Origin of the sequence: Cognatazoarcus halotolerans, from assembly GCF_009800965.1 — a bacterium.
GTDB classification, from domain to species: domain Bacteria; phylum Pseudomonadota; class Gammaproteobacteria; order Burkholderiales; family Rhodocyclaceae; genus Cognatazoarcus; species Cognatazoarcus halotolerans.
Map to the genome: position 1 here is coordinate 555,057 of NZ_WUAF01000001.1, position 13,849 is coordinate 568,905.

Annotated in this window: 12 protein-coding genes and 1 other RNA gene; 3 read left to right on the forward strand and 10 right to left on the reverse strand. The window is 59.7% G+C overall.

Features of this window, described 5'->3' with window-relative positions; all coding sequences use genetic code 11:
* Nucleotides 1-147: 147 nt before the first annotated feature.
* From GQB03_RS02625 to scpA, 5 genes are all read right to left on the reverse strand, one after another.
* Nucleotides 148-1,554: a KamA family radical SAM protein gene (locus GQB03_RS02625; protein ID WP_159683783.1), complete on the reverse strand. Its 1,407-nt coding sequence runs from the start codon at nucleotides 1,552-1,554 to the stop codon at nucleotides 148-150.
* Between the two features lie 423 nt (nucleotides 1,555-1,977).
* The gene (accC, locus tag GQB03_RS02630) at nucleotides 1,978-3,963 is read right to left on the reverse strand and encodes an acetyl-CoA carboxylase biotin carboxylase subunit (RefSeq protein WP_159683786.1); all 1,986 of its coding nucleotides are present in this window, start codon (nucleotides 3,961-3,963) and stop codon (nucleotides 1,978-1,980) included.
* Nucleotides 3,964-4,201: 238 nt separating this feature from the next.
* Nucleotides 4,202-5,734, reverse strand: a complete 1,533-nt coding sequence (locus tag GQB03_RS02635; RefSeq protein ID WP_159683789.1) for an acyl-CoA carboxylase subunit beta — start codon at nucleotides 5,732-5,734, stop codon at nucleotides 4,202-4,204.
* Nucleotides 5,735-5,787: 53 nt separating this feature from the next.
* Nucleotides 5,788-6,780 carry a methylmalonyl Co-A mutase-associated GTPase MeaB gene (meaB, locus tag GQB03_RS02640; protein WP_159683791.1) on the reverse strand — a complete coding sequence of 331 codons (993 nt, stop codon included), beginning with the start codon at nucleotides 6,778-6,780 and terminating at the stop codon, nucleotides 5,788-5,790.
* 51 nt (nucleotides 6,781-6,831) lie between these two features.
* Nucleotides 6,832-8,994, reverse strand: a complete 2,163-nt coding sequence (gene scpA / locus GQB03_RS02645; protein WP_159683794.1) for a methylmalonyl-CoA mutase — start codon at nucleotides 8,992-8,994, stop codon at nucleotides 6,832-6,834.
* A gap of 200 nt (nucleotides 8,995-9,194) precedes the next feature.
* On the opposite strand from scpA, the gene GQB03_RS02650 reads away from it, so the two are divergent.
* Nucleotides 9,195-9,866 carry a GntR family transcriptional regulator gene (locus tag GQB03_RS02650; RefSeq protein WP_159683797.1) on the forward strand — a complete coding sequence of 224 codons (672 nt, stop codon included), beginning with the start codon at nucleotides 9,195-9,197 and terminating at the stop codon, nucleotides 9,864-9,866.
* Between the two features lie 421 nt (nucleotides 9,867-10,287).
* Nucleotides 10,288-11,070: an enoyl-CoA hydratase/isomerase family protein gene (locus GQB03_RS02655; protein ID WP_159683799.1), complete on the forward strand. Its 783-nt coding sequence runs from the start codon at nucleotides 10,288-10,290 to the stop codon at nucleotides 11,068-11,070.
* 24 nt (nucleotides 11,071-11,094) lie between these two features.
* Here the strand turns inward: GQB03_RS02655 and GQB03_RS02660 are convergent, their stop codons facing one another.
* Complete coding sequence (locus GQB03_RS02660; protein WP_159683802.1) at nucleotides 11,095-11,904, reverse strand: sulfite exporter TauE/SafE family protein; 810 nt, start codon at nucleotides 11,902-11,904, stop codon at nucleotides 11,095-11,097.
* The gene (locus GQB03_RS02665; RefSeq protein ID WP_159683805.1) at nucleotides 11,894-12,373 is read right to left on the reverse strand and encodes an EVE domain-containing protein; all 480 of its coding nucleotides are present in this window, start codon (nucleotides 12,371-12,373) and stop codon (nucleotides 11,894-11,896) included. Before GQB03_RS02665 ends, GQB03_RS02660 begins: the two co-directional genes overlap by 11 nt.
* 301 nt (nucleotides 12,374-12,674) lie before the next feature.
* Between GQB03_RS02665 and GQB03_RS02670 the strand changes: the two genes are divergently transcribed.
* Complete coding sequence (locus GQB03_RS02670) at nucleotides 12,675-13,043, forward strand: DUF1850 domain-containing protein (protein ID WP_159683807.1); 369 nt, start codon at nucleotides 12,675-12,677, stop codon at nucleotides 13,041-13,043.
* A gap of 78 nt (nucleotides 13,044-13,121) precedes the next feature.
* On the opposite strand, the gene ssrS is transcribed toward GQB03_RS02670, so the two are convergent.
* The 3 genes from ssrS to GQB03_RS02680 all read right to left on the reverse strand — a co-directional run bounded on the left by ssrS (nucleotide 13,122) and on the right by GQB03_RS02680 (nucleotide 13,820).
* Nucleotides 13,122-13,303, reverse strand: a non-coding RNA gene (gene ssrS, locus GQB03_RS23610) — 6S RNA.
* Nucleotides 13,304-13,326: 23 nt separating this feature from the next.
* Nucleotides 13,327-13,623: a cell division protein ZapA gene (locus tag GQB03_RS02675; protein ID WP_159683810.1), complete on the reverse strand. Its 297-nt coding sequence runs from the start codon at nucleotides 13,621-13,623 to the stop codon at nucleotides 13,327-13,329.
* Nucleotides 13,623-13,820: a hypothetical protein gene (locus GQB03_RS02680; RefSeq protein ID WP_159683813.1), complete on the reverse strand. Its 198-nt coding sequence runs from the start codon at nucleotides 13,818-13,820 to the stop codon at nucleotides 13,623-13,625. Before GQB03_RS02680 ends, GQB03_RS02675 begins: the two co-directional genes overlap by 1 nt.
* Nucleotides 13,821-13,849: the final 29 nt, after the last annotated feature.

The following is a 13,849-nucleotide window of genomic DNA, read 5'->3' on the forward strand; positions in this document are numbered from 1 at the left end:
CCATTCTGGCACACGCCCGCGTGCAGGCTAAGCAGATCCTTTGGCGTAACGGACGGGATGACGCATGATTTGACGTTTCAAAAGGAGCGCAAAAGCGAACGCCCGCGATGCGGGCGTTCGCTTTTGCGATTCAACCGGAAACAACGATTACTTCGATCCCGGTACGACAGCGAGCTTCTCGTCGCGAATCTGCCCGTACTCATCCTCGTAGAAGAACGATTTTTCTCCGAAAGCAGGCTCGAGATGGTTCAGCCACGTTGCCTTGTCATCGTAACGGGCGAAGAACGGCCGCTGCACCCAATCGGGGTTGCGCCCCTGAATGAAACGCAGAGCCAGTACCTTCTGCCCGCCGATCTCTGTCACACCCTGAATCTCGACCTTCCCCGGGCTGGCCGACATTGACGGGCCACGTGCGGTACGGGCAAGTCCCGATACCTGCTGCATGGCATCCCGATAGATTTCCCACGCCTTTACCAACGGGACCTCGAAATAGTTCCGTGCACCGGTGTCCCGCTCGACAAACATGTAGTACGGAATGATGCCGAGCTTCACCTGCATCTTCCACATCTTCGCCCAGACATCCGCGTCATCATTGATGTGCCGGATCAGCGGGCCCTGCGCTCGAATGACCGCGCCAGTGCTGCGCACCCGGCGAATGGCAGCCCGCGCAGCGGGCGTATCGAGTTCCTTCCAATGGTTGTAGTGAGCCATGATTGCGACGTGCTTGCCGGCCATCACCATGCGTTCCAGCAGATGAATGAGGTCGTCGGAGTCATCCGCGCTATGGAACCGGTAAGGCCAGAAGCTCAGTGCTTTGGTCCCGATCCGGATGGTCTGCACGTGATCGAAATCAGGATGCAGCAATGGTTCCAGATACGCTGCAAGATGGCGGCTCTTCATCACCATCGGATCGCCGCCAGTAAATAGCAGATCCGTCACTTCGGTATGGCTGCGCAGGTATCGGTGCAAGGTTTCGGCCTCAGAACTCGCGATCTTCAGATCCTTGTCGCCAATGAACTGAGCCCAACGGAAACAGAACGTGCAGTAACTGTGGCAGGTCTGCCCCTGACTGGGAAAGAACAGTACCGTCTCCCGATACTTGTGCTGGATGCCGTCAAGCCGATTGCCCGCTTCGTCACGCGGCATGTTCATTTCCATCTGATCCGCCGGATGCGGATTCAGTTCGTTCCGGACCTCGTTTGCAGCGGCCTCGATCACCGCCTTGTCGGCACCCTGCGAAAGCAGTGCGGCGATTCGGTCGTAATGACGTGTCAGCAACATGCCCCGTTGCGGGAAGGTCAGCTGGAAGATCGGATCGGCAGGGACATTGTTCCAGTCGATCAATTCGTCAATCACGTACTTATTCACCCGGAAGGGCAGAACGGTCGAAACCACACGCATTTCAAAGCGCATCGCCTCGGGCAGACGCGCGAGCGGCTCGATTTTGTCCAGATCTCGCTGCGTGTAGACCTTGAACGGCATTGATCTCCTGTCTTCGTCGACCGGTTGCAAGGCTGTCCATTTCCTGTTCAAACCCTGAGATTGATGGCTCATCTTGCTTCTCCTTTGCTGACATCGGGCTAACGTGCCCCGCGCTTGCCGTGATTCGCCGGCCACGATTCGCTTGCCGGAGATGGTTTGTGCGCTTTCTTTATTAGGAAGCAGCAGCGCAGGTCAGACTGTGCGCAGAACGCGCTTTATGGCTGCTGTCATGGCCGCGCCTGAGGGCGACGCAGGCCATCGGTGATGGCGAAGTATATTGCGCCAAACATATTTGCGCAAATCAATTATGTAGAAAGACCGTGTCGTGCCGGAAGAAGTTCGCCGGCACGAAAAAAAGGGCCCGCTTTCGCGGGCCCGACTCCCTCGACAGGCACCGACCACCGTGGGCAGTCGGCCTCCCTCCCATCGAACGAAAAAACAGCCGGGTACGGGCGCCCCTTGGAAAACTCCGGTAACGCGCCCGACCCGCGGGTTCTATTCGAACTCGATGATCATCTCGTCCACGGCCAGACTTGCGCCCGCCGCAGCCAGAATGTTCTTGACCTTTCCGTCCTGCTCGGCCTTGAGCACGTTCTCCATCTTCATTGCCTCGATCACCGCGAGTTTCTCGCCGGCCTTGACTTCCTGCCCTACATGCACCGCGATCTCACGGAGCAGGCCGGGCATCGGGGACAACAGGAATCGCGACATGTCTGGCGGCAGTTTTTCCGGCATCAAGGCAAGCAGGCGCGCAGCGCGGGGCGTCATCACCATCGGCTCCACTTGCAGGCCGAAATGGGAAATTCGGTAGCGCAGACCACGACGCTCGATCTGCAGACAGATCGGCAGCCCATTCACGCAGGCCTCGAAAATCATGTCCCGGAAAGTCCAGTTCGACACGATTTCGTAGCGCTTTCCACCACAGGTGATCGCCTTCCCGCCTTCGATCGGCTCTACGTGGAGCTGGTAATTCTTTCCTCCCATCAAGGCGACCCAGTCCGTGGTCACTCGTCGTCCATGCCCCTGAAGCTGGCCAGTGGTCTGTACCGCCCGCTCGATATAGCGCAGACGCGCGAACGTAGCGACCGCCGCAAGAAGTTCCGGATCATCGTGAGGCACCATCGATGCGTCGAAACCTTGCGGATACTCTTCGGCAATAAAGCCCGTATTGAAGTTGCCTGAACAAAAGCGCGGGTGCTGAAGCAGCGCAGCCTGGAACGGAATGTTCGAACCGATACCACGGATCAGGAAGGCGTTGAGCGCATCGCGCATCAGGCGAATCGCATCGTCGCGGTCCTTCCCATGAACGATCAGCTTAGCGATCATCGAATCGTAGAACATCGAGATCTCGCCCCCTTCGAACACACCGGTATCAACCCGTACCCCGTTGCCCTCTTCCGGTGGCTGGAACTTGACCAAACGACCGGTCGAAGGCAGGAATCCGCGAAACGGATCTTCCGCGTTGATCCGGCACTCCATCGACCAACCGTCGAGACGAACATCGTTCTGGGTCATCGGCAGCTTTTCGCCGGCCGCCACGCGGATCATGAGTTCGACCAGATCGAGGCCGGTGATCAGTTCGGTAACCGGATGCTCCACCTGCAGCCGGGTATTCATTTCTAGGAAATAGAAGCTCTTGTCGGCGCCTACGACGAATTCAACGGTTCCGGCAGACTCGTATTGCACCGCACGTGCGAGCGCCACGGCCTGCTCGCCCATCGCCTTGCGCATCTCCGGATCGACGAACGGCGAGGGTGCCTCTTCGATGACCTTCTGGTGACGGCGCTGGATCGAGCAATCCCGCTCGTTCAGATATACATAGTTGCCGTGCGAGTCGCCGAGCACCTGGATCTCGATGTGCCGCGGCTCAAGCACGTATTTTTCGATGAAGACCCGGTCATCGCCAAAGGCGTTCTTCGCCTCATTCACGCAGGAGGCAAAGCCGTCGTACGCTTCCTTGTCGTTGAAGGCGACGCGCAAGCCCTTGCCACCACCGCCTGCTGAAGCCTTGATCATCACCGGATAGCCGATACCCTTGGCAATCTCTACAGCTTGTTCCGGGCCCGAGATCGCTTCGTTGTAGCCAGGGATCGTATTGACCTTTGCTTCCAGCGCAAGCTTCTTGGATTCGATCTTGTCGCCCATCTTTGCAACCGAATAGTGCTTCGGCCCGATGAACTTGATGCCTTCCTCTTCAAGACGGCGCGAGAACTCCGCGTTCTCCGACAGGAAACCATAGCCCGGGTGCACCGCTTCCGCACCAGTCTGCTTGCAGGCGGCAATGATCTTGTCGATCACCAGGTACGAATCCTTGGAAGGCGCCGGGCCGATGCATACACCTTCATCGGCGAGATCCACGTGCAGGGCATCCTTGTCGGCCTCGGAGTAGACCGCCACGGTGGCGATGCCCATCTTGCGGGCAGTCTTGATGACGCGGCATGCGATTTCACCGCGGTTGGCAATCAGGATTTTCTTAAACATATCGGGTCTCCGCGGGGAAATCGCATGCACACGCTTCGCGTGCAATGCCATTTGACTTCGTCGCTGCGCCGCGTTGCGGCTGGTCACCGCGGTTGGCAATCAGAATTTTCTTGAACATCTCATGTTCCCAGTGAGGAGCGAAGAGCGAGGCGGGCTCTCTGGCCCATGGCCCCGGTACTTACTCGGTCAAATCCACATTCGTTCCATTCCAGCATGCAGGTATGCAGCACTCCAGCCCTCAGAGGGGGATGTTGCCGTGCTTGCGCCACGGGTTATCGACCTGCTTGTCCTTGAGCATCGCCAGCGAGCGGCAGATGCGCTTGCGCGTTTCATGCGGCATGACCACATCGTCGATGAAGCCGCGCGCACCCGCCACGAACGGGTTTGCGAACTTGGCCTTGTACTCGGCTTCGCGTTCGGCCAGTTTTGCTGGGTCCCCCTTTTCCTCGCGGAAGATGATCTCCACCGCACCCTTCGGCCCCATGACGGCAATCTCGGCCGATGGCCACGCAAAGTTCACATCGCCGCGCAGGTGCTTGGAGCTCATCACGTCATACGCACCGCCATAGGCCTTGCGGGTGATCAGGGTGACCTTCGGCACGGTGCACTCGGCGTAGGCATAGAGCAGCTTGGCACCGTGTTTGATGATGCCGCCGTATTCCTGGCTGGTTCCCGGCATGAATCCGGGCACATCGACCAGCGTGACAACCGGAATGTTGAACGCATCGCAGAAGCGCACGAACCGAGCGGCCTTGATCGAGCTCTTGATGTCGAGACAACCCGCAAGCACCAAGGGCTGGTTGGCGACGATTCCGACCGTGGAACCTTCCATGCGCGCCAATCCGATGATGATGTTCTTGGCGTAGTCAGGCTGAAGTTCGAAGAAGTCTCCATCGTCGACCATCTTGAAGATCAGCTCCTTCATGTCGTACGACTGGTTGGCACTACTCGGGACAAGCGTATCGAGCGAGTAATCGACACGGTCGGCCGGGTCGTCGCACGGCACCACCGGCACCTCGCTGCGATTGCTGCCGGGCAGGAAACCGACCAGCCGCCGGGTCATCATCAAGGCTTCGACATCGTTTTCGAACGCGAGGTCGGCGACGCCCGATTTGGTGTTGTGCGTCACCGCCCCACCCAGCTGCTCGGCAGTGACTTCCTCATGGGTCACCGTTTTCACGACTTCCGGGCCGGTGACGAACATGTAGGAGGAGTCCTTGACCATGAAGATGAAGTCGGTCATCGCCGGGCTGTACACCGCACCGCCCGCGCAAGGGCCCATGATCAGGGAGATCTGCGGGATCACGCCGGAGGCCATCACGTTGCGCTGAAACACGTCGGCATACCCGCCCAGCGATGCCACGCCCTCCTGAATCCGGGCGCCGCCGGAGTCATTCAGACCGATCACCGGGGCACCGACCTTCATCGCATGGTCCATGACCTTGCAGATCTTCTCAGCCTGGGTTTCCGACAATGAGCCGCCAAAGACCGTGAAATCCTGCGAGAAGACGAATACGAGACGCCCATTGACGGTACCGTAACCGGTCACGACACCGTCGCCCGGAACATGTTCGGCATCCATGCCGAAATCGGTACAACGATGCTCCTTGAACATGTCCCACTCTTCGAAGCTGCCATCGTCGAGGAACAGTTCGATGCGCTCACGCGCAGTCAGCTTGCCCTTTGCGTGCTGTGAATCGATACGCTTCTGCCCACCACCAAGATGAGCCTTCTGGCGCTTTTCCTCCAGCTGGCGAATGATTTCATGCATGATCGTCCTCTTCATGTCGATTTCGGAAGCCTTCCCGGCCCCGGTTTCTTTTGTCAGCCCAGGTAGCCGAGCAAACGCCTGGCTGCGGCGGAAGGCGTACTCTGCCCTTCCTCCACTGCCATGCAAAGCGTCGGCAAACTCTTCTTCACTTCGGGGTGGTCGCGAAATCGTGCGCGCAACCCGCTGTCTATCATTTCCCACATCCACGCCAGCGCCTGGTGACGCCGCTTGCTCTCGAACTCGCCGCTTGCCAGCATCGTTGCGCGATAGCGCTCGATCTCGGCCCAGAATTCGGCGACCCCGTCATTCCTGAGTGCCGAGAGGGTCAGCACCGGCACCGTCCAGTTGGGACTGGCAGGGCGCAGCATGTGCAGGGCGCTCTTCATCTGCGCCTTGGCCATCTGCGCCGCGCGCGGATCAATATCCGCCTTGTTCACCACGATCAGGTCGGCAATCTCCATGATGCCCTTCTTGATCGCCTGAAGATCGTCACCCGCATTGGGCAACTGCAGCAGGCAAAATATATCCGTCATGCCCGCAACGGCGGTCTCGGACTGTCCAACCCCCACCGTTTCGACGATGACGACATCAAAGCCATAGGCCTCACAGATCAGCATCGCTTCGCGCGTTTTTTCGGCCACCCCACCGAGGCTTCCGGAAGAGGGGCTCGGCCGGATGAAGGCCGAGGTCGACTGCGACAGGCGCTCCATGCGCGTCTTGTCGCCAAGGATGGATCCACCCGTTAACGAAGAGCTTGGATCGACCGCAAGCACCGCAACCTTCAATCCCTGGTCGATCAGATACAGGCCCAAGGCCTCGATGAAGGTCGACTTCCCTACGCCGGGCACCCCAGAGATTCCGACCCGCATGGCCCGCCCCGAATGCGGCAGCAAGGCTTCCAACAGTGCGCCCGCCCGCTGCTTGTGCTCGGCACGGCGGGACTCTACCAGGGTAATGCTCTTCGCAAGCGCGCGCAGCTGCCCGGCAAGCACGCCGTCGACAAGGGCCTGATCTTCGGGGGAAAGAGGGAAGTGCAATGCGTTCATCACCGTACAAGAGCCGGCGACCCCGGAGGCCGCCGCTGACGAATGGGTTGATTACTTGCCGCGCGCCGCGCGAATCTGCTTGAGCACTTCGCGCGCCGACGTCTGGATCGGCGTGCCGGGACCGAAGATCCCTTTGGCGCCGGCGGCATAGAGCGCATCGTAATCCTGAGCCGGTATGACGCCACCGACAAAGACGACGATATCATCGGCTCCTTGCGCCTTGAGGCTGTTGATGATTGCAGGCACCAGAGTCTTATGGCCGGCAGCCAGGCTCGAACAGCCGACAGCGTGCACATCGTTCTCGACGGCGTGGCGGGCAGCTTCCTCGGGCGTCTGGAACAACGGGCCCACATCGATATCGAAGCCGAGATCGGCAAAAGCCGAAGCGACCACCTTGGCACCGCGATCGTGCCCATCCTGCCCAAGCTTGGCGACCATGATTCGCGGGCGGCGACCTTCTTCGGCAACGAACGCTTCGATATCGGCCTTCAGGGCTTTCCAGTCGTCCATCTCTTCCACCACGGCACCATACACTCCAGAGACAGACTGCGGATTGGCCCGATAGCGCCCCCACACTTTTTCGAGTGCATCGGAGATCTCGCCGACCGTGGCGCGCAGGCGGCAGGCCTTGACGGCCAGGTCCAGCAGGTTGCCTTCACCGGTCTCGGCACACTTGGTCAGCGCATCGAGTGCAGCCTGGACCGCGGCACCGTCACGAGTCTCGCGAATCTGCTTGAGCCGTGCGATCTGGGACTCGCGTACCGCGTGGTTGTCGATATCGAGGATCTCGATCGGGTCTTCCTTTGCGAGCTTGTACTTGTTCACCCCGACGATCACGTCCTTGCCCGAGTCGATGCGCGCCTGCTTGTCGGCAGCGCATTCCTCAACCTTCATCTTGGCCCAGCCGGACTCGACCGCCTTGGTCATGCCGCCCATGCCCTCGATCTCTTCGATCAGCGCCCAGGCCTTGTCGGCCATCTCCTGGGTGAGCGATTCCATCATGTAGGAGCCCGCCCAGGGATCGACGACGTTACAGATATGCGTCTCTTCCTGGATGATGATCTGGGTGTTACGGGCGATGCGGGCCGAGAATTCGGTCGGCAGCGCGATTGCTTCGTCGAGCGCATTGGTGTGCAGCGACTGGGTTCCGCCGAACACGGCGGCCATGGCCTCGATGGTCGTGCGCACCACGTTGTTGTACGGATCCTGCTCGGTGAGCGACCAGCCCGAAGTCTGGCTGTGGGTGCGCAGCATCATCGACTTGGGGTTCTTCGGATTGAACTGCTTCATGATCCGCCACCACAACAGACGCGCCGCGCGCATCTTGGCAATCTCGAGGTAGAAGTTCATGCCGACAGCCCAGAAGAACGACAGGCGCCCGGCGAAGGTGTCGACATCCATGCCGGAGTTGATACCGGTGCGGACATATTCGAGTCCATCCGCCAGCGTGAACGCCAGCTCGATGGCCTGGTTCGCGCCGGCTTCCTGGATGTGGTAGCCCGAAATCGAGATCGAATTGAACTTCGGCATGTGCTGCGCCGTATAGCCGAAGATGTCGGCGATGATCTTCATCGACGGGGTCGGCGGGTAGATATAGGTGTTACGGACCATGAACTCCTTGAGGATATCGTTCTGAATGGTCCCGGAGAGTTTCTCCTGCGACACGCCCTGCTCTTCCGCGGCGACGATGTAGCCCGCCAGGATCGGCAGTACTGCACCGTTCATGGTCATCGACACCGAGACCTTGTCGAGCGGGATGCCGTCGAAAAGGATCTTCATGTCCTCGACCGAATCGATCGCCACGCCGGCCTTGCCCACGTCGCCGAGAACTCGGGCGTTGTCGGAGTCGTAGCCGCGATGGGTGGCCAGGTCGAAAGCCACCGACACACCCTGTGCGCCGGCCGCCAGCGCCTTGCGATAAAAGGCATTCGAGGCTTCGGCTGTCGAGAAACCCGCGTATTGCCGGATCGTCCACGGACGTACCGCATACATGGTTGCCTGCGGGCCCCGAAGGTACGGCTCGAGGCCGGGAAGGGTATCTGCGTACTCCAGCCCCTTCGTGTCAGCTGCGGTGTAAAGCGGCTTTACAGAAATGCCCTCGGGCGTAATCCAGTTGAGCGCCTCGATATTCCCGCCCGGTGCAGACTTGGCGGCCGCCTTTTCCCAGGCGCTCATATCCGGTGTCGGGAAGCTGGGAGCATTTGCATGCGACATGAAGAACCCTCTTGAATTAGACGCGCCGAGCACGGCGCTCTGACGATGGCGTTCGAGCCATCAACCACATCACGCCGCGCAGCACGGCGAGGCAGTCGTAAAGCAGGCCTGAGGCCCAACCTTGACTTGTATTCCGCGCCAGATAATACTTTATCCATAATTATGAATGCAATAGCTAGCTAGAGACAGGAAAACGGCAGATGACCGCAAACCGAATTGCTCCCCTTGCTCTCTACCAGGAAGTCGCGGAACGATTGCGCGAGCGCATCTTCGCGCATGACCTGCCACAGGGGGCCTGGATTGACGAGCAGGCCGTGGCCGAACAATACGGCATATCGAGGACTCCCCTGCGCGAAGCGCTCAAGGTGCTTGCATCCGAGGGGCTTGTCACCCTCAAACCACGACGCGGCTGTTACGTTACGGAAATTTCCGAACGCGACCTCGACGAGATCTTCGCGGTCATGGCACTTCTTGAAGGGAAATGCGCTTCGGAAACGGCCAAAAAGGCCGGCAATCCGGATATCCGTGCGCTTCAGACGATTCACGACAGGCTCGAAGAGGCCGGCGCGCATGGTGACATCGAAGGTTTTTTTGAAGCCAATCAGCTCTTTCACGGAAAAGTGCAGGAGATTGCCGACAATCACTGGCTCGCCCATGTGATCGCCGACCTCCGCAAGGTAATCAGACTTTCCCGCCATCACTCCCTGTTCAGCGAGGGTCGCCTCGAGCAATCTCTCGCGGAGCACCGCCTGATCCTCGCCGCCTTCACCATGCGGGATCCCGCACTGGCAGAACAACGCATGCGCGAACACATAACGAGCGGGCGCATGGCGCTCGCCCGTATCGCCGCAGCGCGCACCGTTGCCGCCTGACTTATCGAAACGAGCCGACGTCGACGGCGTCCAGGGTCGCCGGATGTGACGCCGGCAAACGCAGCACGCAAGCGACCGCGGCCCTCCTCCCCGTGGGCATTCCGCGCCAGCTCACGACGGGGTGGCGAAGAACATCCACTCACACAACAATTTCCTGCGGACGCCCAGGATTCGTGTCGTGCGGGCCCGAGGACTCAGGCTAATCGAACTGCAAGGGCTCACCGGGAACGAGGACGCAATCGCAGGCATCCCCGGAACCCGCAACCATATCCAAACGCCTACGCGCACATCGCTTCAGCATGGATTCAACTTACCGCACCGACAAGGATTCATTATGATGCGAGCCGCCGACATCTATCGTGAACGTCGGCTCCCATCTCGACAGCAAGGGCGCCGCTCGCGCCACCAATCGGAGAAGTCGATGGCTGGACATATCAACATCGCGCGCGAACACGATATCGCACTTATCACCCTGGACAATCCCGACAAGCTCAATGCCGTGGATTCGGCCATGTGGCAGGCGCTCAAGCAGGTCATGGATCGGGTCAATGCGGACTCGGAGCTGCGCTGCGTCGTGATCAGCGGCGCCGGTGACAAGGCCTTCGCCGCCGGCGGCGATATCGAGGAGTTTCTCACCGTCCGCGCAACTGTCGATCAGGCCCTTCACTATCACGACGAACTCGTCGCGGCTGCGCTGGACTCGATACGAAACTGTCCCGTGCCGACCGTTGCCGCGATTCGCGGTGCCTGTATCGGCGGAGGCCTGGAAATCGCCGGTTGCTGCGACATTCGTATCGCGGGCACGTCCGCGCGCTTTGGTGCGCCAATCAACCGCCTTGGCTTCTCAATGTATCCGGGTGAAATGGCCGGGTTGCTCGAACTCGTCGGCCCTGCAGTCCTGCTCGAAATCCTGCTGGAGGGGCGTATCCTCGACTCAGCCGATGCGCTCTCCAAGGGCTTGCTCACCCGCGTCGTCGACGACGAGCGCCTTGAACATGAAGCACGCGAAACCGCCCTAAGGATCTCAGCCGGTGCGCCCCTGGTTGCGCGCTGGCACAAGCAATGGGTGCGTCGCCTCACCGGACGGGGACCTTTGACCGACGATGAAAAACGCAGCGCGTTCGACTTCCTCGCAACGGACGACTACCGAGAAGGCCTTGCCGCGTTTCTCGAGAAACGGCATCCCCAGTTCCATGGACGCTGAAAACAAGGCAGCCTGAAGGGGCACTCAAGCCCCAAGGACACTGTGAAGCATCTTGAGACTTAAAAGGACCAAGAGCCCGGCGAATACCTTCTTGAGCGCGGCAACCGGCAGCTTGTGCGCCAGTCGCGCTCCGAGTGGCGCGGTAAACATGCTGACCACGGTCACCAGTAACAACGCGGGCAAGTAGATGAACCCGACCGTATACTGCGGCATGCCCTCCGCGCCCCAGCCGTTCACTACGTAACCGAGAGTGCCCGACAGCGCGATCGGCAGACCAATTGCGGCCGACGTACCGATCGCATTCTGCATCTTCACGTTGCACCACGTCATGAACGGCACCGAAAGCGACCCTCCGCCGATCGCAACCAGTGCAGAGATCCCGCCGATCCCCAGTCCGACCCCGGTCATCCCTATCCGCCCAGGCAGATCCCGACTCGGCTTCGGCTTGACATTGAGGAGCATCTGCACCGAAACGTAGGCCATGAAGCAGACGAAGAAAATAGCAAGCGGGCGCGATGGCACGTGGGACGCGATAAAGGTTGCCCCAAAGGTTCCGACAAGGATGCCCGGCGTGATGAATCGCACCACGTTCCAGAGTACCGCACCGTGCCGATGATGCGAGCGCAGGCTCGAGACCGAGGTCATCACGATCGCCGCCATGGACGTACCAAGCGCCATATGCACGAGTTTTTCAGGGGGGAAGCCCTGTGCGACGAACAGGGTGGTAAGCATCGGAACCATGATCCCGCCACCACCGACACCGAGCAGACCTGCAAAAAATCCCACGAAGCCCCCGAGCACCGGGTAGGCCAGCCACCACACATCAAAAGTCATCACGTCTCAGCTCAAGCAGTGTCTCGGTAATGAAGCGCCACTCGTCCGGATCGACCGGAGTGATCGATAGACGGTTGCCTTTTGCCAGGACACGCATGTTGGCTAGTTCGGGCCGGCTGCGCAACTCGGGCAAACCCACAAGTCGGGTCTTCATGACGAAACGCACATCGACGTTGAACCATCTCGGTTTGTCCGGCGATGACGACGCGTCATAGAAGCGACTGCCGGGATCGAACTGGGTCGCATCCGGATACGCAAGACTCGAAACCCTGGCGATGCCCGCGATACCTGGCTGCGGACAGCTCGAATGATAGAACAGCACCGGATCCCCCACGCTCATCTGGTTCATCATGAAATTGCGGGCCTGATAGTTGCGGACGCCATACCAGGCCACCGTGGCGCCCGGCATTGCGGCTAGATCGTCAATCGAGCAATCGTCCGGTTCTGATTTCATCAACCAGTAACGCATCGTCTCTTTCCTGATATCCGTGAACAATCGATAGGCCTTGATTATTGCCGCTCAAGCCACTGCCAGTCATCTTGATCGCACGACAGACGCTCGTCCGCCATCACGACGTGAGCAACGATTGCTGCCCACGTCAAGAATGTCGGCGACAAGGACAGCCGCGATTACGACTGGATATCTATCGGACAACCGTCTTCCCGATAGCACGGCCGTGCAGTTGCCTGAGTTGCTCGGGCAGGCGGGCGGCCTCTCCGACCCATATCGCCTATCATGTGCGGCAGAGAGAAACGTTGGACCCGAAGTCATGAGCCTATGCTTGGCAAGTGGAGCCTTGCTGGTCAAGATTGCCAGCACTGCATTCACGTTGGCCTGGACGCATTCGATCGAAAAGATCCGCTGGGAAGAAGAGTGGAGGGTCGATGCCGGTTCCCTCGTCTTGCAGGAGGCACGTATCCGTGGCTCTGGCGCGGGGATGGACCCTCCGGAAGGTGCGCGACTGGAAAACGGGGTCTGGCATTACCAGGTAACGCGGCGTCTCGCCCGCCTCGACCTCGCGCACTCGCCCTATACAGCGGGCTACACCCTGTGCCTGGACGGGCACTGCCGCCCGTTGGCCGAATACTTCGGCAATCTGCCCGCGATCACGACCGTTACACTGAGCCCCTGTGATTGATGTTGGAATTCGGCGGTCCAGTTCCCGCAGCCCCCTGCCAGAAAAGAAAAGAGGCGCGAAATTCGCGCCTCTCTTTTTTGGTCCCCCGCATGTGCCGTGCCGGTCGGCATCCTGAACCGTAGTTCAGGGAGGTCGCTTCCCTTCCGTATCAGGCATACCCGACTGGGGGCACGCACACCAACGGTTTCCATGGTTCGCAACCCAGACACGTAGTCATTGGTTCAAGGAATCTACGACCGACTCGAACACCGCAGGGGATTGATCAATTGTTCTTCGATGCGGCTCAGAAGAGCTTCTCCTGCTGTCCCACAACACCATCAAGGCGTGCATTGACGAGATCGATTCTACGCTTCAAGGCCGGCATGTCAAACCCGCCCGTCCGCTGAAACTGGAGGTATTCGTGTGCAATATTAAGCGCCGTCATGACCGCCAGTTTTTCACCTGCAGAATTCGTTTTCGCTGCCAGGTCATTGAGCCGCCCGTCGAGGAAACGCACAGCTTCCAGCAAGCCTTCGCGCTCTTCGGAGGGGCAGGAAACACGGTAATCGCGCCCCAGCAATCTGATATCGAGGGTATCCATCACGAGACCTGCGGAAGATGTTGAAGCACTTCGTCGATTCGGGCTGCTGCGGCGTCCACCTTGGCCTTGAGGCGGCGATTGGCCCCCTCCAGTTCAGCCACACGCGTACGCAGGGCGCGATTCTCCGACCTCTCGGCCTCGAAGAGGCTTACGAGTTGCTCTACCTGTTGCTCAAGTTTGCTGATTTCGGCGTCCATGGCGGGAAATGGTAGAGAGGCCACCGGGG

Excerpts from the sequence above, each read along its gene's own strand:
- GQB03_RS02625 (WP_159683783.1), bottom strand. The coding sequence starts at position 1,554 with ATGAGCCATCAATCTCAGGGTTTGAACAGGAAATGGACAGCCTTGCAA.
- accC (WP_159683786.1), bottom strand. The coding sequence starts at position 3,963 with ATGTTTAAGAAAATCCTGATTGCCAACCGCGGTGAAATCGCATGCCGC.
- GQB03_RS02635 (WP_159683789.1), bottom strand. The coding sequence starts at position 5,734 with ATGCATGAAATCATTCGCCAGCTGGAGGAAAAGCGCCAGAAGGCTCAT.
- meaB (WP_159683791.1), bottom strand. The coding sequence starts at position 6,780 with ATGAACGCATTGCACTTCCCTCTTTCCCCCGAAGATCAGGCCCTTGTC.
- scpA (WP_159683794.1), bottom strand. The coding sequence starts at position 8,994 with ATGTCGCATGCAAATGCTCCCAGCTTCCCGACACCGGATATGAGCGCC.
- GQB03_RS02650 (WP_159683797.1), top strand. The coding sequence starts at position 9,195 with ATGACCGCAAACCGAATTGCTCCCCTTGCTCTCTACCAGGAAGTCGCG.
- GQB03_RS02655 (WP_159683799.1), top strand. The coding sequence starts at position 10,288 with ATGGCTGGACATATCAACATCGCGCGCGAACACGATATCGCACTTATC.
- GQB03_RS02660 (WP_159683802.1), bottom strand. The coding sequence starts at position 11,904 with ATGACTTTTGATGTGTGGTGGCTGGCCTACCCGGTGCTCGGGGGCTTC.
- GQB03_RS02665 (WP_159683805.1), bottom strand. The coding sequence starts at position 12,373 with ATGCGTTACTGGTTGATGAAATCAGAACCGGACGATTGCTCGATTGAC.
- GQB03_RS02670 (WP_159683807.1), top strand. The coding sequence starts at position 12,675 with ATGAGCCTATGCTTGGCAAGTGGAGCCTTGCTGGTCAAGATTGCCAGC.
- GQB03_RS02675 (WP_159683810.1), bottom strand. The coding sequence starts at position 13,623 with ATGGATACCCTCGATATCAGATTGCTGGGGCGCGATTACCGTGTTTCC.
- GQB03_RS02680 (WP_159683813.1), bottom strand. The coding sequence starts at position 13,820 with ATGGACGCCGAAATCAGCAAACTTGAGCAACAGGTAGAGCAACTCGTA.